The sequence below is a fragment of the Acinetobacter sp. YH16056_T genome, assembly GCF_024605895.1.
In the GTDB taxonomy this organism is placed as follows: domain Bacteria; phylum Pseudomonadota; class Gammaproteobacteria; order Pseudomonadales; family Moraxellaceae; genus Acinetobacter; species Acinetobacter amyesii.
The window spans coordinates 1,001,471-1,023,896 of sequence record NZ_CP094545.1 but is presented as its reverse complement, the minus strand read 5'-3'; the positions used below and the strand labels follow the sequence as shown (position 1 = coordinate 1,023,896).

General features: G+C 41.2%; 24 protein-coding genes. 19 read left to right on the top strand and 5 right to left on the bottom strand.

Annotation, left to right across the window (positions count from 1 at the left end; genetic code table 11):
* The first annotated feature begins 26 nt into the window (after positions 1-26).
* Entirely contained in the window at positions 27-1,769 is a 1,743-nt protein-coding gene (locus MST17_RS05060) for an FAD-dependent monooxygenase (protein WP_180026891.1), read from the top strand.
* A 39-nt stretch (positions 1,770-1,808) separates the two neighbouring features.
* Here the strand turns inward: MST17_RS05060 and MST17_RS05055 are convergent, their stop codons facing one another.
* The 4 genes from MST17_RS05055 to MST17_RS05040 form a co-directional block, all read right to left on the bottom strand.
* On the bottom strand, positions 1,809-2,264 hold the full coding sequence (locus MST17_RS05055) for a hypothetical protein (protein ID WP_180007616.1): 456 nt from the start codon (positions 2,262-2,264) through the stop codon (positions 1,809-1,811).
* 78 nt (positions 2,265-2,342) lie between these two features.
* Positions 2,343-2,471 carry a KGW motif small protein gene (locus tag MST17_RS05050; RefSeq protein ID WP_257224022.1) on the bottom strand — a complete coding sequence of 43 codons (129 nt, stop codon included), beginning with the start codon at positions 2,469-2,471 and terminating at the stop codon, positions 2,343-2,345.
* 312 nt (positions 2,472-2,783) lie between these two features.
* Positions 2,784-6,620 carry a phosphoribosylformylglycinamidine synthase gene (gene purL, locus MST17_RS05045; RefSeq protein ID WP_180026892.1) on the bottom strand — a complete coding sequence of 1,279 codons (3,837 nt, stop codon included), beginning with the start codon at positions 6,618-6,620 and terminating at the stop codon, positions 2,784-2,786.
* Positions 6,621-6,881: 261 nt separating this feature from the next.
* Positions 6,882-7,628, bottom strand: coding sequence for an IS5 family transposase (locus MST17_RS05040; protein WP_026056797.1), 747 nt, complete (start codon positions 7,626-7,628; stop codon positions 6,882-6,884).
* Positions 7,629-7,939: 311 nt separating this feature from the next.
* Between MST17_RS05040 and MST17_RS05035 the strand changes: the two genes are divergently transcribed.
* From MST17_RS05035 to pal, 13 genes are all read left to right on the top strand, one after another.
* Positions 7,940-9,280 carry a deoxyguanosinetriphosphate triphosphohydrolase gene (locus MST17_RS05035; protein ID WP_180026953.1) on the top strand — a complete coding sequence of 447 codons (1,341 nt, stop codon included), beginning with the start codon at positions 7,940-7,942 and terminating at the stop codon, positions 9,278-9,280.
* A 110-nt stretch (positions 9,281-9,390) separates the two neighbouring features.
* Positions 9,391-9,993, top strand: coding sequence for a Holliday junction branch migration protein RuvA (gene ruvA, locus MST17_RS05030; RefSeq protein ID WP_180026954.1), 603 nt, complete (start codon positions 9,391-9,393; stop codon positions 9,991-9,993).
* A gap of 247 nt (positions 9,994-10,240) precedes the next feature.
* A complete protein-coding gene (ruvB, locus tag MST17_RS05025) occupies positions 10,241-11,248 on the top strand; it encodes a Holliday junction branch migration DNA helicase RuvB (protein WP_168378058.1) in 1,008 nt (335 codons plus the stop codon).
* A 98-nt stretch (positions 11,249-11,346) separates the two neighbouring features.
* Complete coding sequence (locus MST17_RS05020; RefSeq protein ID WP_180026955.1) at positions 11,347-11,994, top strand: hypothetical protein; 648 nt, start codon at positions 11,347-11,349, stop codon at positions 11,992-11,994.
* Between the two features lie 24 nt (positions 11,995-12,018).
* Positions 12,019-12,144, top strand: a complete 126-nt coding sequence (locus tag MST17_RS05015; RefSeq protein ID WP_257220673.1) for a hypothetical protein — start codon at positions 12,019-12,021, stop codon at positions 12,142-12,144.
* Positions 12,145-12,210: 66 nt separating this feature from the next.
* Positions 12,211-12,618: a tol-pal system-associated acyl-CoA thioesterase gene (ybgC, locus tag MST17_RS05010; protein WP_180026956.1), complete on the top strand. Its 408-nt coding sequence runs from the start codon at positions 12,211-12,213 to the stop codon at positions 12,616-12,618.
* A gap of 27 nt (positions 12,619-12,645) precedes the next feature.
* Positions 12,646-13,344: a protein TolQ gene (tolQ, locus tag MST17_RS05005; RefSeq protein ID WP_078192037.1), complete on the top strand. Its 699-nt coding sequence runs from the start codon at positions 12,646-12,648 to the stop codon at positions 13,342-13,344.
* The gene (tolR, locus tag MST17_RS05000) at positions 13,344-13,793 is read left to right on the top strand and encodes a protein TolR (protein ID WP_168378060.1); all 450 of its coding nucleotides are present in this window, start codon (positions 13,344-13,346) and stop codon (positions 13,791-13,793) included. Before tolQ ends, tolR begins: the two co-directional genes overlap by 1 nt.
* Positions 13,794-13,796: 3 nt before the next feature.
* Positions 13,797-15,197, top strand: a complete 1,401-nt coding sequence (gene tolA / locus MST17_RS04995) for a cell envelope integrity protein TolA (RefSeq protein ID WP_180026957.1) — start codon at positions 13,797-13,799, stop codon at positions 15,195-15,197.
* Between the two features lie 62 nt (positions 15,198-15,259).
* The gene (locus tag MST17_RS17185; protein WP_180026958.1) at positions 15,260-15,802 is read left to right on the top strand and encodes a cell envelope integrity protein TolA; all 543 of its coding nucleotides are present in this window, start codon (positions 15,260-15,262) and stop codon (positions 15,800-15,802) included.
* A gap of 48 nt (positions 15,803-15,850) precedes the next feature.
* Complete coding sequence (locus tag MST17_RS04985) at positions 15,851-16,369, top strand: TonB C-terminal domain-containing protein (protein ID WP_257222184.1); 519 nt, start codon at positions 15,851-15,853, stop codon at positions 16,367-16,369.
* 192 nt (positions 16,370-16,561) lie between these two features.
* Positions 16,562-17,845: a Tol-Pal system beta propeller repeat protein TolB gene (gene tolB / locus MST17_RS04980; protein ID WP_180026974.1), complete on the top strand. Its 1,284-nt coding sequence runs from the start codon at positions 16,562-16,564 to the stop codon at positions 17,843-17,845.
* A 68-nt stretch (positions 17,846-17,913) separates the two neighbouring features.
* On the top strand, positions 17,914-18,483 hold the full coding sequence (gene pal / locus MST17_RS04975) for a peptidoglycan-associated lipoprotein Pal (protein ID WP_180023326.1): 570 nt from the start codon (positions 17,914-17,916) through the stop codon (positions 18,481-18,483).
* 264 nt (positions 18,484-18,747) lie between these two features.
* On the opposite strand, the gene MST17_RS04970 is transcribed toward pal, so the two are convergent.
* Complete coding sequence (locus tag MST17_RS04970) at positions 18,748-18,945, bottom strand: NF038105 family protein (RefSeq protein WP_180026959.1); 198 nt, start codon at positions 18,943-18,945, stop codon at positions 18,748-18,750.
* A gap of 184 nt (positions 18,946-19,129) precedes the next feature.
* Between MST17_RS04970 and MST17_RS04965 the strand changes: the two genes are divergently transcribed.
* The 5 genes from MST17_RS04965 to MST17_RS04945 all read left to right on the top strand — a co-directional run bounded on the left by MST17_RS04965 (position 19,130) and on the right by MST17_RS04945 (position 22,419).
* On the top strand, positions 19,130-20,104 hold the full coding sequence (locus MST17_RS04965; protein ID WP_078192041.1) for a class 1 fructose-bisphosphatase: 975 nt from the start codon (positions 19,130-19,132) through the stop codon (positions 20,102-20,104).
* A 52-nt stretch (positions 20,105-20,156) separates the two neighbouring features.
* Entirely contained in the window at positions 20,157-20,933 is a 777-nt protein-coding gene (locus tag MST17_RS04960; RefSeq protein WP_078192042.1) for an RNA methyltransferase, read from the top strand.
* 160 nt (positions 20,934-21,093) lie between these two features.
* A complete protein-coding gene (locus tag MST17_RS04955; RefSeq protein ID WP_111883945.1) occupies positions 21,094-21,708 on the top strand; it encodes an RNA polymerase sigma factor in 615 nt (204 codons plus the stop codon).
* Entirely contained in the window at positions 21,705-22,025 is a 321-nt protein-coding gene (locus MST17_RS04950) for a hypothetical protein (RefSeq protein WP_078190377.1), read from the top strand. Before MST17_RS04955 ends, MST17_RS04950 begins: the two co-directional genes overlap by 4 nt.
* Positions 22,015-22,419 (top strand): DUF3106 domain-containing protein, encoded by a 405-nt coding sequence (locus MST17_RS04945; protein ID WP_078190378.1) that lies wholly within the window; start codon positions 22,015-22,017, stop codon positions 22,417-22,419. Before MST17_RS04950 ends, MST17_RS04945 begins: the two co-directional genes overlap by 11 nt.
* Positions 22,420-22,426 lie beyond the last annotated feature (7 nt).

Genomic DNA, 22,426 nt, shown 5'->3' with positions numbered 1-22,426 from the left:
TCGCTTCACATACACATGGAGTTTTTATGACACAGCAATTCGATACCGATGTTCTGATTATTGGCACAGGGCCTGCAGGTTCTACTTTAGGTTTGGCCTTGGCAAATTACGGCATACAGGTTCAGCTTTTTACCCAATTTAATTGGTTAGCTAATAGTCCGCGTGCCCATATTACCAACCAACGTGCGATGGAAGTGTTGCGTGACTTAGGTATCGAAGAACAGGTCAAAGAAATTGCAACTCCTTGGGAGCAGATGGGTGAAAGCCTCATTACCACAAGTCTTGTCGGTGAAGAAATTGCCAGTATGAGTGCTTGGGGCACGGGCGATGAACGTCATGGCGATTATATTAAAGGTAGCCCCTGTCCATTAGTCGATCTTATTCAACCGAAAATGGAAGCTTTGTTGGTAAAAAATGCAGCCGAGCGTGGTGCGATTTATAATTTTAATACTGAATATTTATCGCATATACAAGATGAACATGGCGTAACAGCAACATTCCTTAATCGCATTACCCAAACTGAATTTAGCTTACGTGCCAAATATTTAATTGGTATGGATGGTGCTCGCTCTAAAGTGCTTGAAGAGCTTGATTTACCCCTCGAAGGGATCATGGCTCGTGCAGGAACGGTGTATGTGACTTTTAAAGCAGATCTCTCTCAATATGTGAAAAACCGCCCTGCTATTTTGCAATGGATTGTTAACCCTGAAGCGAGCTTTGGTGATCTGGGCATGGGCTTACTCCGTGCCATTACACCTTGGAATGAATGGATTATGGGTTGGGGCTTTGATATTTCCAAAGGCGAACCACAAGTCACCGAAGAGCAAGTTCGTGCGCGTTTAAATGCCTTTGTCGGTGCTGAAGTAGAAAATGTCGAAATTCAAAAATTGTCTTATTGGTATGTGAACCAAACATGGGCAACCGAATATTCAAAAGGTCGTGTATTCTGCGGCGGTGATGCGGTGCATCGTCATCCACCATCAAGTGGCTTAGGTTCAAATACCTGTATGCAAGATGCCTTTAACCTCGGTTGGAAATTAGCGTATGCCATCAAAGGTTGGGCTACTCCTGCTCTACTTGATTCTTATACATTAGAGCGTGCGCCTGTCGGCAAGCAAATCGTGGCGCGTGCCAATCAATCTCGCTTTGACTATAAGCATCTCAAAGAGGTATTTGGTTTTGACCAAGGCATCACAACTCAAGCTCAAATGATGCAACGTATTTTTGCGGAAGATGAACAAGCTGCAGAAATTCGCCAAAAGCTATATCAAGCCTTAGAAATTAAAAACTTTGAATTTAATGCCCAAGGTGTAGAGTTGAATCAGCGCTATACATCCAATGCCATGATTGCTGAATCTGAGCCTGAGATCTTTGCCAAAGATCAACAACTGTACTTACAAGCGACCACACGTCCGGGGGCAAAAGTTCCACATACTTGGATTATTGATGCCAAAGGTGATAAGCAATCAACCTTAGATATTACTGGGCATGGTCGCTTTACCCTACTGACAGGTCTTTCAGGCAAAGGTTGGAAATCTGCTGCTGAATCGTTGAATCTACCTTATTTAGATGTGATTCAAATTGGATCACGTGAATATCGTGACGTTTATGGGACATGGAATGCGAAATCTAAAATCCATGAATCAGGCGCTGTCTTAGTTCGTCCAGATGGTTATGTCGCTTGGCGATACCAAGACAGTACTAATGCTGCTTTTGATTATGAAAATACGTTGAAGGCGGTGTTAAAGCAGATCCAATTGGCTATTTAATCAAAAACCACCTTCGGGTGGTTTTATTAATTCAATATTTTAGGATTTTTCTTTCCAACAATGTTGTTTTTTTTCTACACCTAATTCAGCTTTATCTAACAACAATACTAAATTTTGTGTTCGATTATTTGAACTTTTTGGCACAAAACTATTTTGACTATATCCATTTTTATAAACGCAAATCGACCAACTATATTTTGCTGGAAATATATGAATAAATTGCAAACTTTTCTCTGCAGAAAATGTAGCAATTCCGTCCTGTGTTTTTTTTAATGTAGATTCAGTAAAAGACTTGCCTTGCCATGTTGTAAGATTTAAAAATACTTCTGCATCGTCCAACTTTTCATTTTGCTCATTGATAACAGTTATATTAATTTTCGGATGCTTCGTTTTTAAAATAGGAAAGCACCCACTTAACAATGTTGACGGAAACATAAAGCCTAAAAGTAAAAATATTTTTATATCTTTTAATAATACAAATTGTTTAAAGCTCATTATTAATTTTTGCAGTTTTTTAATTATGCATTAGTTTACATAAAAAACCGCCTCACGGCGGTTTCAATTGTTCAAATATTACATCTGTAAAACATAACCCAAAACTAAAAACACCAACTGCAAACACACCACTCCACCAAAAAGCTTCCAGCCCTTTCTACGCAACGCAGACTTATCCACTGCCGAATATTCCACTGTTTTAATCATGTCATCACCTCATCATGAGTGTTGATACTGAACTCGTTTAGTTATCCATCTTTCTTTTATCTTGCATAGTTATTGTGTATAAAATACACACTAGCATGATTCCACAAATATAAAAGCAAAATCTAAACCAAGTTCAGCGGGAGAAATAAAATTTAAAAACCAACAAAAAACCACCCGTAGGTGGTTAAAAATCGAAAGCGATTATATGTGTAAAAACAAGCATTCACAATAATTAATATATCTTTTGGTAAATTTCAACCATAAAAAAAGCCACCCGAAGGCGGCTCTTTTCTATGATTCATCTATCTAAGATTAACCAATAAATTTACGTGCATTACGGAACATACGTAACCAAGCACCGTCTTGATCCCAATCTTCAGGTTTCCAAGAGTGCTGAATCGCACGGAAGTTACGTTCAGGGTGCGGCATCATAATCGTTGCACGGCCGTCTTTAGACGTTACACCTGAAATCGCTTCTGGTGAACCGTTCGGGTTCATTGGGTAATGCTGTGTTGGGTTGCCTTGGCTATCTACATAACGCAAGATCACTTGATCACCTGCATTCAATGCTGCAATGTTTTCCGCGCTAGCAACCACACGGCCTTCACCATGTGCAACAGCGATAGGAAGAATCGAACCTTCCATACCTTCTAACAATACAGAATTTGATTTTTCAACGCGTACGTTTACAGCACGCGCTTCAAACATCTCTGAAGTATTGCGGTGGAAACGAGGCCAAGCTTCTGCACCCGGAATGAGTGGTGCAAGCTGAGACAGCATTTGACAGCCGTTACAAATACCTAGAGAGAAAGTTTCATCACGGTTGAAGAATTTCTCAAATTGGTCACGAAGTTTAGGATTGAATAATACTGATTTAGCCCAACCGCCGCCTGCGCCCAATACGTCACCGTAAGAGAAACCGCCACATGCCACTAAACCTTCAAAGTCATCAAGACTGATACGGCCAGCAAGCAAGTCGCTCATGTGTACGTCTACAGTGTTGAAGCCGACTTTATCGAATGCAGCAGCCATTTCTACATGACCATTTACACCTTGTTCACGCAGAATCACCATGTTTGGACGGCGTTCATTGATGTACGGTGCTTCGATCGGCTCGTTCAAATCAAATGTTGGTTTTGCAATTAAACCTGCATGTGATTTGTCAGCAATCAACGCATATTCTTGATCCGCAGTTTCTACGTTATCACGCAGACGTTGGATTTGATGTGACACTTCAGTCCATGCTTGCTGTAATTCAGCACGGTCTAAGCTCAAACCATTTACAGTTAAAGTATCTGTATCGTTTACAGTACCTACTACTGCAATTGCATCTTCAATTGATGATGCAGCGACTTCAGCTTCTAATGCAGCCCAATCCGCTTTGCTGATTTGAAGAACTGCACCAATTTCTTCTGCAAACAAGCTTGCAGTAGATTGATCTTCAAGTGCTACACCTAGGCGTGAAGCGAACATCATTTCTGCAACAGTTGCCAATAGACCGCCATCACCGATGTCATGGTAAGCCTTGATTAGACCACGGTTGTTCCAGTCTTGAACCAATGCAAAGAATGCTTTGAAGTCATCGAAGCTGTCTACGTCAGGTGTTACAGAACCAATTGCTTTATAAACCTGAGCAAGGATCGAACCGCCAAGACGGAATTGACCTTTAGACAAATCAATACGTACCAGTACAGACTCGATATTTTTAAGTTCAGGTGTAAGTGTTTTGCGAACATCAGTCACAGGTGCAAATGCAGTGATCACGCCTGTCATAGGAGATGTTACAGATTTATCAACACCGTCATCATTCCAAGTTGTACGCATAGACAATGAGTCTTTACCTACAGGAATTGCGATACCTAAAGCAGGACACATTTCCATACCGATGGCTTTAACGCCTTCGAATAGCGCTTGGTCTTCACCCGGTTGACCTGCTGCAGCCATCCAGTTTGCAGACAATTTAATGTCGCTGATCTGGTCGATTTTTGCAGACATGATGTTTGAAATTGATTCTGCTACAGATAAACGTGCAGAAGCAGCAGGATTTAACAATGCAACTGGCGGACGTTCCCCCATTGCCATTGCTTCACCTGTATAACCGACAAGGCTAGTTGTTGTTACCGCAGCATCTGCTACAGGCACTTGCCACTTACCGACGAACTGATCACGTGCAACCATACCTGTAATCGAACGGTCACCTATCGTGATCAAGAACGATTTAGATGCAACAGTTGGGTTTTTAAGAACGCGGTAAATCGCATCTTTTAAATCTGTTACTGTTTCAGCAGTGAAGTCATCACCTTTACGTTCAATCGTTTCATATGCACGGCTCATACGCGGTGTACCACCAAGCATTACTTGCATTGGCATATCCACAGCTTTGTTTTCAAACAGTGGATCGTTCACTGTCAATTGACGCGCTTCAGTTGCTTCACCAAGTACGGCGAATGGACAGCGTTCACGTGCACACAGTGATTCAAATAATTCTAATGAGCTTGGACGAATCGCCAATACATAACGCTCTTGTGCTTCGTTCGACCAGATCTCCATTGGAGACATGCCTTTTTCCAATGATGGAATTTTACGAAGATCAAGAATTGCACCTAACTCATGATCATTCACAAGTTCAGGCATGGCATTTGAGATACCGCCCGCACCCACGTCATGTACAGACACGATTGGGTTATGGTCTTCCATGCGCCAGCAGGCATCAATCACTTCTTGGCAACGGCGTTCCATCTCTGGGTTTTCACGCTGTACAGATGCGAAGTCTAGGTTTTCACCTAACTTACCGCTGTCTACAGAAGACGCTGCACCACCGCCTAGACCAATCAACATTGCAGGACCGCCAAGTACGATTAAAAGATCGCCCGGTTGGATTGCATCTTTTTCTACATGGTCAGGACGGATGTTACCGTAACCGCCGGCAATCATAATTGGCTTATGGAAGCCTTTTACGTCGCCATTTACATTTTGTTCAAACGTACGGAAGTAACCATTTAAAGCAGGACGACCGAATTCGTTGTTAAACGCAGCGCCACCCAATGGGCCTTCAATCATAATTTGAAGCGGAGATGCCATACGAGACGGCTTGCCGTAGTTTTCTTCCCAAGGCTGTTCAAAGCCAGGAATGTTCAAGTTAGAAACAGTGAAACCTGTTAAACCTGCTTTTGGCTTACCGCCACGGCCAGTTGCGCCTTCATCACGGATTTCACCGCCTGAACCTGTCGCAGCACCCGCAAATGGCGCAATTGCTGTCGGATGGTTATGCGTTTCCACCTTCATTAAGATGTGAGCAGCTTGGCTCTTATATTTGTAAACGTGCTGACCTGTTTCTTCGTCTTTTTTCGGATAGAAACGTTGAGTGTCAAAGCCCACGATCACTGATGCGTTGTCTTTATATGCAGACAAAACGTCATCTGGAGATTCTTTATAAGTGTTTTTAATCATTTGGAACAATGACAATGGCTGAACTTCGCCATCAATTGTCCATTCAGAACCAAAGATTTTATGACGGCAGTGCTCAGAGTTTGCTTGAGCAAACATCATCAATTCGATGTCATGCGGGTTACGGCCAAGCTTGTTAAACGCTGCAACTAAATAATCAATTTCTTCGTCAGATAGTGCAAAACCAAACTCAGAGTTTGCTTTCACTAAAGCGTCTTTGCCTTGACCTAAAATATCAATAGCATTTAACGGCTTTGGTTCAGTTTCAGAGAACAGCGCAGTCGCGTCTTCAATTTGATTGAACACGCTTTCTGTCATGCGGTCATGTAATGCCAGTTTTACTTCATCAGAAACAGCATTTACGCCCTTCAAAGTAAACAAAACACCGCGTTCAAGGCGATGAACCGGTGTATTACAGTTGGCGAAAATGTCCGTTGCTTTCGACGACCACGGAGAGATTGTACCAACGCGTGGCGTCACTAATATTTGGACTTCATCACTTGCAGCTTGGCGCAGTTCAAAAGATTGACCATCGTTTAAAAGCTGTAAAGCAGATTGCTGTTGTTGCTCATTCAGCGCTTGGTCAAATAAATAAACCAATTGGCTTTCAATTGCTTGAACAGAACTAATCGAAGATAGACGTGTTAATAGTTGCGTTTTCTTAAAAGAAGAGTGTGCTGGTGCACCGGCCACGATAAACATGCTGATTTTGGCTCCACGGGCTGGTCTTTTGAACCAAGCCGCAATGTGACTTGAAGAGAGCGCATATTCTACTGTGTATTGGTGAAATCAGCTAGATGGGAAAAGCATTTTCTGTTCGAGAATGGCACAAGATTTTTTAAATTTTGTTTTTATTTTCAGTCAAAAAGATTGAATACAGCAGCGCAGCTTAGCACAAAATAAATTGTAAAAAACATTAATCGAAAATTAGGGTGTGTTGACATTTACAGCCGATAAATTGAGCTAAAGAGGCAACCATATAAATATACAAGCTAAAGCAACAGCGCTTTGATAGTTACGTTTTAGCTTATCGTATCTTGTGGCAATTCCTCTAAATTGTTTTAATCTACAAAATGCATTTTCAACTAAATGTCTGATTTTATACATATACCAGTCCATATCATCATTGCTAGATTTGGCATTTGATCTTCGAGGAATGTTTGCTTTCGTATTACTTTCTCTAATTTTCTTTCTGAAACTTTCTGAATCATAGCCTTTATCTGCACATAGCATTTCTGACTCTGTTAAATCTAATTTTGATACAAGATCAGGTGCAACCTTAATATCATGTGAAGTTCCATCTGAAATAATAAATTCAATAGGATTACCATTTGAATCGATTGCTAAATGTATTTTTGAACTATTACCACCAATACTTTTGGAAATACTTTGATTCTTAATACCAGCTGAATGTTGATGCGCTCGTACATGGCTCCCATCGATAAAAATCCACTCTTTATCAGCATGCTGGCTGAATAATTTAAAAATATTCATAAACTTACTATTTTTAGACCATCGATTATATTTCTTAAAAATAGAATTTGATTTACCAAACTCTTGAGGTAAATCACGCCAAGGACAGCCTGTTCTAATTCGAAATAAAATCGCTTCAATAAAATTCCGTAAATTTAATTTGAGATAAATATTAAAGTGACGGAAAATAGCAAGTAACTTGGACCAGTGTTGATCATTTAGCATTGTTCGAGGCATAGCGAGTGTAAAATTGGGTTTGGCGATTTAATTTTACTATCTCGCTATTTTTTTAATCAACAAATGTCAACAGACCCTAATATCAATTTTAGAATTTTGAGGCTTTCAAGGCGGCATTACCAATGGGTTTGAATCAGCGAATAGTCTAGCCAATGAATAATATTTATCTTAAAAACACCCTACCTTAATACGAATAATTCTACACCTACACCGATACCCTTAAATAAAGTGTCAAGCTATGACGCTACCCACTATTACTTTAGTCACAAGTTTGGCATCATAGTTTTTAGTAAATAACTGAATAATGATAAATGACTCAAATGCGTTGGCTTGAACTTCTTTCTACAGTTCGTATTGGTAGCAATAAACACAGTTCTGAACAGGCACGTAGCCCCTTCCACAAAGACTATGACCGCATTATATTTTCGCAGAGTTTTCGACAGCTTAATCGCAAGACCCAAGTCCATCCCCTCACCCAACACGATGGTATTCATACTCGCCTGACTCACTCTTTAGAAGTGTCTTGTATTGGACGTTCATTGGGGATGTTGGCAGCGGAAAAAATTAAAGATGAACTCCCGATGTGGATTTCACCTGCCGATGTCGGTGCAATTATTCAAGCTGCGTGCTTGGCACACGATATTGGTAATCCACCTTTTGGCCATGCAGGCGAATATGCCATTCGAGAATGGTTTGATGACGCATCGCATACCAACTTTTTACAGGACTTAAGCCCTGAAGAAGAAGCCGATGTGCGTCAGTTTGAAGGTAATGCACAAGGCTTACGTTTACTGACTAAAATTGACTATCATCCGAATGATGGTGGTATGCGTTTAACCTATGCAACTTTAGGTGCATATTTAAAATACCCGTGGCTTTCAAAAACCATTGCATCGCAAGGCAATAAACCTGCAAGCCAACGAGCAAAGTTTGGTTGTTATCAAGCAGAAAAAGAAATCTTGCAGCAAATTGCAGAACAACTCGGTTTAATTCAACTGGGCGAATATCACTACTGTCGTCATCCGTTGACCTATTTGCTTGAAGCCGCAGATGACATTTGTTATGCCTTAATTGACCTTGAAGATGGCATTATCCTCAACATGTTGAACTATAACGAAGTTGAGCCAATTTTCCTTGATTTGGTCGGTGACTATGGCATACCTGCCGAATTGGCGATGACTGATACCACTTGGCAACAAAAAATTGCCGCATTACGTGGTCGAGTGATGAAACGTCTAGTCGAAGAAGTCACGACAGCCTTCGCCCGCCATCATCATGAAATTTTGTCAGGTCAACTTAAAGGCAGTTTATTGCAGTATTGCAGTGAAGATATCGAGTGTGGAATTAACCGAGCGAAAGAATTAGCTCGCGATAAAATTTTTGAACATCCACAAAAAGCAGGCTTAGAGATTATTGCACACCAAAGTCTGCAAAATATTTTAGACGCATTTATTCCTCTAACTACGCCAAATAAAACCTTGAGTTTTAAAGAACAGCGACTGATGTCCATTCTCCACCGTTCGGGGGCACATTTTGGGCCGTTGCATTATGAAAACATCATGCAAGTATTGGATATTATCTCTAAATTTTCAGACCATCAGGCTTATAACCTTGCACAGGAACTTCAAGGCAATAAAGTTGGTTTCTTTTAAAGCTGAAAAAATGTGAAGGCTAGTAATTCGCTGGCCTTCACGCTAATCTCACAACAAATTGAAATTGAGCAAATGGCTCAGACTAAACTGAAATAAAGTGAATAAATGACATGATCGGATGTTTAATTGGCGAAGTGCTGGCATTGGAAGCACCAACGGTATTACTCAATGTAAATGGTGTGGGCTATGAAATTGACACCCCACTTTCAACATTTTGCCAACTACAAAAAGGTCAAAAAATTACCCTGTGGACACATTTGGCTGTTCGTGAAGATGCACAACTGCTGTATGGATTTAGCAATGCTCAAGAAAAACTGATCTTCCGCACACTGTTAAAAGTTAACGGCGTAGGCCCTAAAATGGCACTGGGCATTTTATCAACATTAAGTGTTGAAATGCTGATTCACACGGTTGAACATGAAGATGTAAACACTTTAGTCAAAGTTCCGGGTGTGGGTAAAAAGACCGCTGAACGCCTCATGATTGAGCTTCGTGATCGCTTTAAAGCCATGGCTTCAGGCACTGCACCAACCAATTCAACTGTTGAACAAATTCAATTTACAGGCAACTCTGCAGTTGCCGAAGCTGAGGCGGCATTGCAATCATTAGGTTACAAGCCAATTGAAGCACAAAAGCTAATTAATGCCGTCAAAGCTGATTATACTGAAGCCAGCGACATTATCCGTGCAGCACTTAAGTCGATGAATAAATAATTCAAATAGACATACCAATACACCTAAATTGTATACACGAAGGCGACATGAATGTCGCCATGTTGGATTGGGATATAAGGATATATCCTCAATCCAACACAAGATTTACTTGCGGACTTTTAAATATATTTAAAAGCCCTCATTTTGATCTTTCAAAAGTAAAGCAATGCCTACACAATGGCACTTAAACACAAATCACAACTTGAGGCTGTGCCTCGAAAGTTCAGCCAGAGATTGATTTAATTATATGCAAGACCGTCTTATCAGTGGTTCCGAAAAGCCCGAAGACCACTTCGACCGCGCCATCCGCCCAACTTCCCTTGATGACTACATCGGGCAGCCTGTCGTCCGTGAACAAATGGAAATCTTTATCGGTGCTGCACGTGGCCGTGAAGAAGCACTTGATCACACCTTAATTTTTGGCCCACCGGGTTTAGGTAAAACCACACTGGCCAATATTATTGCCCGTGAAATGGGCGGCAACTTAAAATCAACATCAGGCCCCGTCCTTGAGCGTGCAGGCGATTTGGCTGCAATGCTAACCAACCTCGAAGAAGGTGATGTTTTATTTATTGATGAGATCCATCGTCTTTCACCGGTCATCGAGGAAATTCTCTATCCAGCGATGGAGGATTACCAACTCGACATCATGATTGGTGAAGGCCCTGCTGCCCGTTCGATCAAACTGGATTTACCACCCTTCACTCTTGTTGCAGCGACGACTCGTGCAGGCCTACTGACCTCTCCTTTACGTGACCGTTTCGGTATCGTACAACGTTTAGAGTTCTATTCTGTCAAAGACTTAACGCATATTGTGACTCGTTCTGCCAACTTGATGGATGTGCCCATGACCGCCGAAGGTGCTCAAGAAGTTGCACGCCGTGCTCGTGGGACACCTCGTATTGCAAACCGTTTATTACGCCGGGTCCGTGATTATGCGCAAGTCAAAGGCACAGGTGAAGTAACCCAAGAGATGGCTCAACGTGCTTTGGACATGCTAAATGTCGATAAAGATGGTTTAGATACGCTAGACCGCCGTTATTTATCAATGCTACTAGAGCGTTTTGATGGTGGCCCTGCAGGCGTAGAAGCTTTAGCTGCTGCTATGGCAGAAGACTCAGGGACGCTAGAAGATGTGATCGAGCCTTACCTCATTCAGCAAGGCTATGTCATGCGTACTGCACGTGGACGTATTGCCACCAATATGGCGTATTTACAGTTTGGGATGACACCACCAGAGCCGAAAGATAAGTAAACGATAATTCACTGAACGACTTCAGGGAGTTAAATGCTCCCTGCATGTTTATTTAAATTTTTAAAATAAATTCAAGCCACTACAAACAATAGACTAAAATGATAAATCTTGAGAATAGAATAATTAACAAAATTAATAGCGACTACATTCAAAACCTACCATTAGACAGTGCCATTGAACACATTCCCAGAGAACAACCTATCAGTTCATTTAGCCCAAAACAAATGAGTGATTTTGAAAGCTTATTCCACACCGAATACAATTATTTTATCACTGTCGAATGTGAAAACATTCTTAGCAAAGAAACCATAGAAGTAAGTGAAGATAATATCTTAACTATTAAACAATCGCCTTCTGCATATCGTATAAAAAACCTGAGCTTCAACTATACTTCTGCCCTCATTTTTATTGGGACGTACTATCACGACGACGTACAAGCTTTGGTCAAGGAAAACTTTAAGCCAGCAAAAATTAATACGTTGTATTTCAGCTTCTCATTCTTTACTTTAGTCATACTCGTTTATGTGTTTTTCTGGATAGATCTACCTAATAAACTTTTACTCATGTTAGTTATTGGCCTTGGCTTTTGCTGCTTAACGTATATGTATGAATCTTTAAAAGCATTACTCCCAAAGCAACAGAAAAAGAAAATGGAAGAAACTCACTTTCATATTGCGGGATATTTAGCAGCTCATCTACAAGATTTTGTCGATGCAAAATTTAAATTAGATGAACAAACAAATTAAAAGCAGTCTCTTTTTTAATCAGTAATGACATCTACGAAAGTTAAAGATTTACGTGAGTTGAAACCTTGTGCCATTGGACTGATGACTCACGGTGCTAAACTGCCCGTCATTGAAGCACTTGACGAATCATTGAATTATCGCCATTTTTAAATGCTCTAATTCTATGCTGAAGTGCAGAACAATATTTTTCAGATTTTATAAAGACGGAACACTCTCATGGCGAATAAATTCGAATTCAACATTCGTGTATATATTGAAGATACAGATGCAGGTGGCATTGTTTACCACGCAAATCATATTCGCTTTATGGAACGTACCCGCACAGAATGGCTACGCGCTTCAGGTGTAGACCATTATTGGCATCAAAAAGATTACAACTTTGTCGTTCATAAAATTAATGTGAAATATTCACGCCCTATATTAATGGATGACCTGATTACTGTTACAGCAAGTGTAGTTTCGTGTAAGGCTACGTCATTTGTGTTGCAACAAAATATTTATCGTGGTGATATTATGCTGGCATCAGGTGAGGTAGAATTGGCATGTATCAGTGTAGAGATGAAACCCCGTCGCCTTCCTGATGAAATACGTGAACTGATTCTGAAAGAATTGGAACAAGATTAAAAAAATTATTTGGCACATGTAGTAACTATGGCAACTCAACTAGAATCAACACTCAAAGTTTCAGACCTCATCTTACAAGCAAGTCCTGTCGTACAACTGGTAATGCTCCTGCTGCTCTTAGCTTCGTTATTCAGTTGGTATCTGATTGCCAAGTTACACATGAGTTATAAAAAAGCGCAGGCTGACGATGAACATTTCCAAAAAATATTTTGGTCTGGCGCCGAACTCAATACTTTATACAACAATGCTCAGCTCAACTCGAAACGTGTTGGCCTTGAAGATGTTTTCTATCAAGGTTTAGGCGAGTTTTTCAAACTTAAAAAACGTAATGCCAGCGCAGAACAATCAATTGAAGGTACAGAACGTATTCTTCGTGTGGGTTTAAGCCGTGACCAAGGACATTTAGAAAATGGTTTAGGCGCGCTTGCGAGTATTGGCTCGGTTGCACCCTATGTCGGTTTATTCGGTACCGTTTGGGGCATTATGAACGCTTTTATTGGTTTGGCAGATGTTGACCAAGTCACCCTTGCTACGGTTGCTCCTGGTATTGCAGAGGCATTGATTGCAACGGCCATTGGTCTTTTTGCGGCAATTCCTGCTGTACTAGCATTTAACCATTTTACAGCCAAAGGTGAAGCCGTTTATAACGATCGTGCTCTTTTTGCCGAAGAAATGGTTGCGTTATTACAACGCCAGTCTGTAGGTTCAACTCAGGACAATGACTAATGGCTATTCAACGTTCTGGACGCTTTGAGCGCATCAAAAAACCATTAAAAAGTGACATGAACGTCGTACCATATATTGATGTCATGTTAGTTCTATTGGTGATTTTCATGGTCACTGCACCTATGATCACCACAGGTGTCAAAGTCGACTTACCACAGGCAAATGGCACGCCTATGCAAGCGGAAGATAGTAGAGCGATTGTTACACTGAAAGCAGATGGCACGATCACTCTCGAAGATAAAAATCATCAAAATGATGTACTCACACTCGATGAACTAAAATCTGTTTTAACGGCTTCGCAAAATGAAGCGAACGAACAGAAAAAGCAAATGAGTGTCCTGATTAACGGCAGTGAATCTCGTCCTTATGGTGAAGTCATGAAACTCATGTCTGCCCTTCAAGATGCAGGTTTAACACAAGTAGGTTTACTGACTGAGCCATTAAAATAATTTATGAAAGATTTCAAAAAGCCGCCTTTTAAACAAAAAGCCGTTGCGATTGGTTTCACACTGGGTGTGCATATCGTCGCTGTGGTTGGCTTACTTTATCTTGGCATGAGTAAACCACCTGAGCCTCCTAAAAAAATAACCACAGTTTTGGTAAAACCGGAAGATTTAAAACCTGTAACACGTGAAGTCACTGAGTTTGATGAAACCGCACATGAAAATGTAGCTGAACAAATCACGCAAACAGCAGAACCTAGCGTTGAACCAGCACCCGAGATTCCAACGGCTGCACCACCTAATCCAGCAGAACCACCTAAGGCAGATCCACAGGTTGCTGCTCAACAGGCACTCGCTGCGGCAAAAGCACAGCAGCTTGCTGAACAAAAAGCTGCGGACAATGCAAAGCGTGCTCAAGAACAAGCTAAAGCGGCTGAAGCTGCAAAACTAAAAGCACAACAAGAAGCTAAAGCGGATGCGGCTAAGGCAAAAGCAGATGCTACGGCGAAAGCCAATGCTGAAGCAGCAAAACGTAAAGCAGATGCAGACGCGAAAGCTAAAGCCAATGCGGAAGCTGCAAAACGTAAAGCAGATGCTGATGCCAAAGCCAAGGCCAATGCAGAAGCTGCAAAACGTAAAGCAGATTCTGATGCAAAAGCTAAGGCCAATGCAGAAGCTGCAAAACGTAAAGCAGACGCCGATGCAAAAGCTAAAGCCAATGCGGAAGCTGCAAAACGTAAAGCAGATGCTGATGCCAAAGCTAAGGCCAATGCGGAAGCTGCAAAACGTAAAGCAGATGCTGATGCGAAAGCCAAGGCCAATGCAGAAGCTGCAAAACGTAAAGCAGATGCCGATGCAAAAGCTAAAGCCAATGCGGAAGCTGCAAAACGTAAAGCAGATGCTGATGCCAAAGCTAAGGCCAATGCGGAAGCTGCAAAACGTAAAGCAGATGCTGATGCGAAAGCCAAGGCCAATGCAGAAGTTGCAAAACGTAAAGCAGATGCCGATGCAAAAGCCAAGGCAGATGCAAAGGCTAAAGCCGATGCCGAAGCACGCGAACGTGCAGCCGAAGAAGCCAAAGCTTCATCAGCTAAAAAAGCAGCTGAAGAAGCCGCACAGAAAAAGGCTGAAGCGAAGAAAATTGCCTCAACTGCTAAACGTGATTTTGAAAACAAAATCCGCCGTGCATGGGATACACCTTTTGACTCTGCTGGTAAATCGGCAACTGCTCGCGTTACCCTTACGGAAAGTGGTTCAGTTCAGTCAGTGATTGTGAACTCTAGTGACCCTGATATGAAAGCCAGTATTGAGGCTGCTGTTCGAGCTGCTGCACCATACCCAATGCCGAGTGACCCAGATGCAAAACGTGAAGCTCAAAGGTTTACGTCCACCTTCAAGTCATCACGTTAATTTTTAAATCCCTGCAAACCTTGTGGGGATTTTTCATTTACTTCTATAAAGAATCATAAAAGATGAAACCACTTTTTTTATTTTCTACACTCTTACTTATTTGCAGCCAAACAATTGCTCAAAGTCGGTCAATTTATATCCCCTCTTCGGCAACGCCTGAAAATATATCATCCGAACAATTTAAAGCTTTGCTGAAGGATAATGCTAAAACAAATCAACCTGAGCAAGCTTTACAAGAAGTACAATTTCCGCCTACAGCCATGGCAAAAAATTCAAATGATGAGGCTGCAAAGAAAAAAGCTGAAGCCAAAAAAATTGCTCTCACAGCAAAAAAAGATTTTGCAGATAAAATTCGCCGTGCTTGGCAAGTTCCCAAAGGTTCTACAGGAAAATCGGCATCTGTACGTGTTAATCTCGCAGACAATGGACGTGTTAATCTCGCAGACAATGGACGTGTACATTCTATTATTATCAATTCTAGCGATCCAGATTTGAAAGCCAGTATTGAAACTGCCGTTCGCGATGCTGCACCTTATCCCATGCCATCTGATCCAGAGGCACGTAAACAAGCGCGCATTTTTATAACAAAATTTATAGCGAAATAACGATACCCATTTAAATTTTTAAATTGATCATTGGACTAATTACAACTTATGGCACATTTGAAATTTTTGTTTCTATTTTCTGTAATGGCAGGCTCATCATCAACCTTAGCCAGCCCTACTGACAATCCAGCATCGACTCAGATTCAACCTGAAAAGGTCGCGGTGAGTTCCGCGAATGTACCTATGACTACCGCAAAGGCAAAGTCTGAGCAATACAAGCGCGAACGTGAACAAACTGCTGCGACAGCTAAACGAACAGCAAGCGCTGAGGCTTCTCGTAAATCACAAGCCAAAAAGCTTGCATCTGGGACCAAAACCGAAATTAAACATTTAATCTTGAGCCGTTGGCAAGCTCCAGCAGATTCAACTGGGCAAAAAGCCAATGCTCGAATTACACTGACATCATTTGGTTCAATTCAATCGATAGTGATTCTTGATGCGCCAAATCGTGCATTTAAAAAGAGTATTGAAAAAGCCATCCTTAGCTCAGCCCCTTTTGATTTACCAGAAAATCCAGATGCTCGCCGTGAATCTCGGTTGATTTATATGTCTTTCCACTCTAAATAAGGACATCAGTTCAGCAGAACCTTATATTTTTATAATTAAGCATCATCAAAATAGGCAAACATTTAGACACGAATTCACAGACGAATAACAGATTAATCATAATGTTGTGCTTTTAATAATTCAAAATCATGCCATTATGTGACACAACCTAATACAGACAATAACTCACATTTTTAGAGTAGTTAGCGAATGATGGAAATGACGCGTAAACATCTTCTTTGCTTAGCCGTATTCACTGCTTTGAGCCCAGTTTTAGTGACTCAAACGCATGCGCAGCTTCACCTCGAAATCACTAAAGCTCCTGAAGAAGCACCTAAAATTGCGATCGTGCCTTTTAGTAATGACTCAAATATTTATCCAGTGGTTGAAAATGACTTGAACCGCTCAGGTAAATTTACCAGTGCCTCTAAAAACTTACCTGCAACTGCAACAATAAATTCACCTAATGCAGAAGCATGGAAAGCTGCGGGCGTACCCTATGTCGTGACAGGCACATCAAAAACAACGGCTGATGGCTCTTATGAAATTCACTACCAACTGTATGATGTTGAAAAAAAACAATACCTGTTAAATGAACTACTCACTGTACCTGCTTCACGTTATCGTCAAGCAGCGCATATGATCAGTGATGCAATCTATCAAGCTTTAACGGGTATTCCAGGTGACTTCAGCGGCCGTATTGCCTATGTATTGCGTAATGCAGCAACACCAGATCAGCGCTATACCCTACAAATTGCCGACACAGATGGGGAGCAGCCACGCACCATTTTGACTTCACGTGATCCAATCCTGTCCCCTGCGTGGACACCTGATGCGAAAAAGCTAGCTTATGTTTCTTTTGAAACCAAGCGCCCTGCGATTTACATCCAAGACTTAGCAAGTGGTAACCGTGAAAAAGTAGCAAGTTTCCGTGGTCTAAATGGTGCACCAAGCTTCTCGCCAGATGGTAAAAGCATGTTGTTTACCGCTTCAATGCATGGCAATCCTGAAATCTATCAAATGGATTTACAGACTCGCCAATTAAAACGCATGACCAATGACACAGCGATTGATACAGAAGCACGTTATGCCCCTGACGGTAAATCATTTATTTTTACCTCTGACCGTGGTGGCTCTCCACAAATTTATACCTACAACTTAAGTGCTGAAAGTTTAAAACGTTTAACTTTCCGTGGCGCTTTCAATGCGCGTGGTACGCTAAGTGCGGACGGTAAAAAATTAGCTTTGGTGCATCGTCCTAGCGGTAGTAACTATAAAGTTGCGGTTCAAGACATTGGTTCTGGTGTAACCAATATTTTAACACCAACAAGTTTAGATGAATCCCCAAGCTTCTCTCCAAATGGTCAAATGGTGGTGTATGCAACACGTGAAGCAAACCGTGGTTTGCTCTCGATCATGTCTTTAGATGGTCGTTTCCGCATGAACTTACCAAGTGAACAAGGTGAAGTTCGTGAACCAGCTTGGGCACCGAAATAAACACTGCATGATTTATTCAACAATAACTTTTTAATGAAACATCATAAATAACCGTCATGGAGATCAATATGAAAGCGATGAAACTGATTGCATTACCTGTTTTAGCTACAGCATTAGTAATGACTGGTTGTGCCAGCCGTAAACCTGCAGCAGACGTACAAGCAGGACAAAACCCAAATAGCTCAACCACTGTAAACACTTCTGGTTTAAGTGAAGATGCAGCACTCAATGCACAAAACCTAGCCGGTGCATCATCTAAAGGTGTAACTGAAGCGAATAAAGCATTTTTAGCGAAGCGCGTAGTACACTTTGACTACGACAGTACAGAGCTTAGCAATGAAGACTTACAAACCCTTCAAGCTCATGCACAGTTCCTTGTTGCTAATGCAAACTCACGCGTTGCTTTAACAGGTCACACCGATGAACGTGGTACTCGTGAATACAACATGGCACTTGGTGAACGTCGTGCCAAAGCTGTTGAAAGCTTCCTGATTACAACAGGCGTAAGTCCAAATCAGCTTGAAGCAGTTAGCTATGGTAAAGAAATGCCAATCAATCCGGGTCATGATGAAAATGCATGGAAAGAAAACCGCCGTGTAGAAATTAACTACGAAGCGGTTCCTCCACTACTTAAATAAGACTTGAATAAGACTTGAATAAGTCTGAGCTAAAAAAGCACTCATTAATGAGTGCTTTTTTGATTTAACCCGTATCATTTAATTTATATCGTTTCTGTTGCACCGTTCTTTGCTTTAACTCAATTTAGCCCTTTAACTCAGGATAAATTCGATTAGCGGCTTTAGAACTTTAAGAAAATATCCAATTAAAAATGCAAATGAACGACTTTTAAAGCGAGATCCTTAGCTTTACCAACTAGAAAATTAGCTTAACAATCCAAATCATTACGCTTCTGCTTCTGGATGTTCAGCATTTTCTTTTTCTGTTTGCATCGACTCAATGAGGTCATGTTTATTGAACTTTTTATACTCTGCTTTTACTTCGTAACTGCTCCATGCAGCTTTAACAGTATCCGCAGAAATATCGTCTAAATTCAATCCCTCAGTTGCAGTCGGAGTCGCATCAAATTTTTGTGTGGTCATTGTTGTGCTCCCTGTCTTTCGATTTATACATTAGATTCAACATAGCATGTTATTCAGGACTTGCAAGGGTAAAATCACGACAAATAGTCTAGTTTAATTTTTCTTTTCCTTCGTTCTCATCTAAAATGTTGCACAATCACATTTTTATCATTTTTGATAAATTAATATTTGGAGTTTTCCGGTTATGTCAAATCTCACCCTTTCCCAATTTCTACAACAACAAAGTGGTAATCTTACTCCTGCATTAGCACAAGTTATTGAAACAATTGGTAATACATGCAAAGACATCGACCTTCTTTTACAAAAAGGTGCTTTGGCTGGTGTATTGGGTAGCGCGCAACACGAAAACGTTCAAGGTGAAGAACAAAAGAAACTTGATGTCATTTCAAATGATTACCTCATCGATGCATTAAAAGTTCATCCACATGTCGGCGGTCTGGCATCTGAAGAATTAGATGAATTCACGCCAGCTCAAGAAAATGGCGATTATCTTGTCTTGTTCGACCCATTAGATGGTTCAAGCAACATCGATATCAACATGTGTGTCGGCACAATTTTCTCAATTCTTCCTGCAAAAAATGCGGTAACGCAAGCTGAAGATTTCATGCAAGCGGGTGTTAACCAAGCGGCTGCAGGTTATGTACTGTATGGCCCATCAACAATGATGGCTCTAACTGTCGGTGCTGGCGTAGTCTTCTTTACTTTTGATCCAGAAAGCAAAGAATTCTTATTAACTAAAGATGCGATTGCGGTTGCAGCAGATACTAAAGAATATGCAATTAATGCATCAAACCAGCGTCACTGGGAAGAGCCTGTAAAACGTTATATCGACGAACTTCTTGCAGGTAAAACTGGCCCGCGTGAAAAAGACTTCAATATGCGTTGGGTTGCATGCATGGTGGGTGATATTCATCGTATTCTTTGCCGTAGCGGTATCTTCATGTATCCATACGACTTCAAAGATCCGAAAAAAGCAGGCCGTCTACGTTTAATGTACGAAGCAAACCCAATGAGTATGTTGATGGAACAAGCTGGCGGTGCTTCTACAACAGGCCGTGTCCGCATTCTAGACATCCAACCAACAGAACTTCATCAACGTGTTCCTGTGATTATTGGTTCTAAAAACGAAGTTGACCTAGTTACTTCATACCATAATTAATTTCTAATAACGAAAGTCAGTATTTTTGCTGACTTTCGTGGATATCTCCCTCATGGCTCTGATTTATCTCGAATCAAAAGACAACCCGAAAATTAAGCATCTGCGTGGCTTAATCGAACAAAATGCCTATCGTAAAAAACAAGGTCAAACTGTTTTGGAAGGCACACACTTGGTGTTGTCATGGTTAGACTCAAAACGTCCAATCAAATCGATTTTCACCACTGAACAAGCAATTAACCATGCTGATTTCGATCGCATTGCGGAACAATATCAAGGTGCGGTGTTCATTCTAAGTGAATCTTTATACAAAGATATCAGTACACTTGGAACATCTATTGCTTGCTTAGCGATTGTGGATTTACCAAGTTCAAGTGAAGCGCTTAACTTCAGTGAAGACACCTTAATTTTAGACAACATTCAAGACCCTGGTAATGTAGGTACCCTACTCCGTTCTGCTGCCGCAGCGGGTATTGAGCAAGTCGTTTGTACCAAAGGCTCTGCATCACTCTGGTCACCGCGTGTATTACGCGCAGGTATGGGCGCACATTTTTCATTAAATACCTTTGAAAATATTGCCCTTGAAGATATTTTGACGAAATTCAAAATTCCAGTGTATGCAACAAGCTCACATCAGTCTGAAAACCTATATAGCAAAAATTTGCGCAAACAATGTGTGTGGATTTTAGGCAATGAGGGTCAAGGTGTTTCTGAGTATGCATTACAACATGCAGAAGCCGTAGCGATTCCCCAACCGGGTGGACAAGAATCACTTAACGTCGCAATTGCCGGTTCAATCTGCTTTTTTGAGATGGTTCGCCAACGTCAGTAAAATCGTTATTTTATTGTATTTAGCGCTTAAGCCTGAAAAAAATAGACTACACTAGAAAAAATAATAATTCTTTTTGTCAACCTAACCATTATTTCCATCGTTATTTGTATATGAATATGGAAATAATGGTGGGTATCCGATGACAGGATTTTCCATCTCTATGGATTTAGCACCCAAAAAGTCCGAGACGCAAGACAGCAGTGTTTTAAAAAGCACGGCTGAGTCTCGCCTGAAAAACTTCATGAATGAAGTGACGGGGCGTGCTTTAGTAATGATGGAAAGTGCAACGCACGGTCAACATGGCATTGCCATGGACTTGGTGCAAGAAGCCTTTATTTCCTTACATAAAGCTTATGCTGAAAAGTCCACAGAGGAATGGTATCCCCTGTTTTACACCATTTTAAATAACAAGCTGCAAGACTGGCGTCGAAAAGAAGCACGTCGTTCGCAGCCGTTTTCCTTATTTAGAAAAGTCAGCCTAGATGACGACGATGTCGAAATACAGGATGTGGTAGATGAATCTACACCAAACCCCTTCGACTTTCTGGATCAGGCTGTCACTGCAGAGGAAATACAAGATGCTATCGCAGAACTTCCAGTCCGCCAGCAACAAGCATTTATGTTGCGAGCTTGGGAAGGCTTTGATACGCATACAACTGCAGAAATTATGAATTGTTCCGAAGGCAGTGTGAAAACACATTACCACCGTGCCATTCAAGGTTTACGTACCGCTTTGGCACATTTGAATCCACATATGGGAGGATCATCCGAATGAAACAAGATGATTTCTTAAAGCAAGTAACTTCCAAACTTGATGGACTCGCACAGCACCATAAAGACAAAGCAACTGTCATGAATAACGTGCTTGAAGATATTCATCAGCGCGAAACTTCTCGTTATGGTTTCTGGAAAATGTCTGGCTTTGCACTTGCAGCAGCAATTGCAGGTTTTGTCATTTTACCGAATGCGACTGTACTGGATGACAAACCACAAAATCAGGTGATTTCAACCCCTAAGCTCTCCCCTCAAATGGTGGAAGATCTTGAAATGTTGATGGTTCTGGGTGAGGACAAAGTTCCACATGGCAGCTAAAAAATTAGCAATTGCATTCTGTGCTTTTAGTTTTTTGCAAACCAGTTTTGCTGGCTTTGATCGCTTTTGGATTTTTTCAAAAGATGCAGATACTCAAGTTAATGAAACTTGGGATTCGCTATCTGAAGCAGAACAACAGGCTTTAATTAAAAAGTATCAGGCACTCAAAGAGATTCCTGCAGATCAACGTGTCAGCTTGCAACAGCGCATGGATTGGTTCACCCAACTTCCGGACAGTGAAAAGCAGCGTATGCGCGAAACATGGCAAAAAATGAGTACTTTAGAACGTAAAGAACTCGCGACACGTATGCAAAAAGCTAGTCCTGATGAACGACCTGCTATTCGCGATGAGTATATCAATAAATATTTACAGCCTATCGCTGTCGTTCACTAATTAAAAA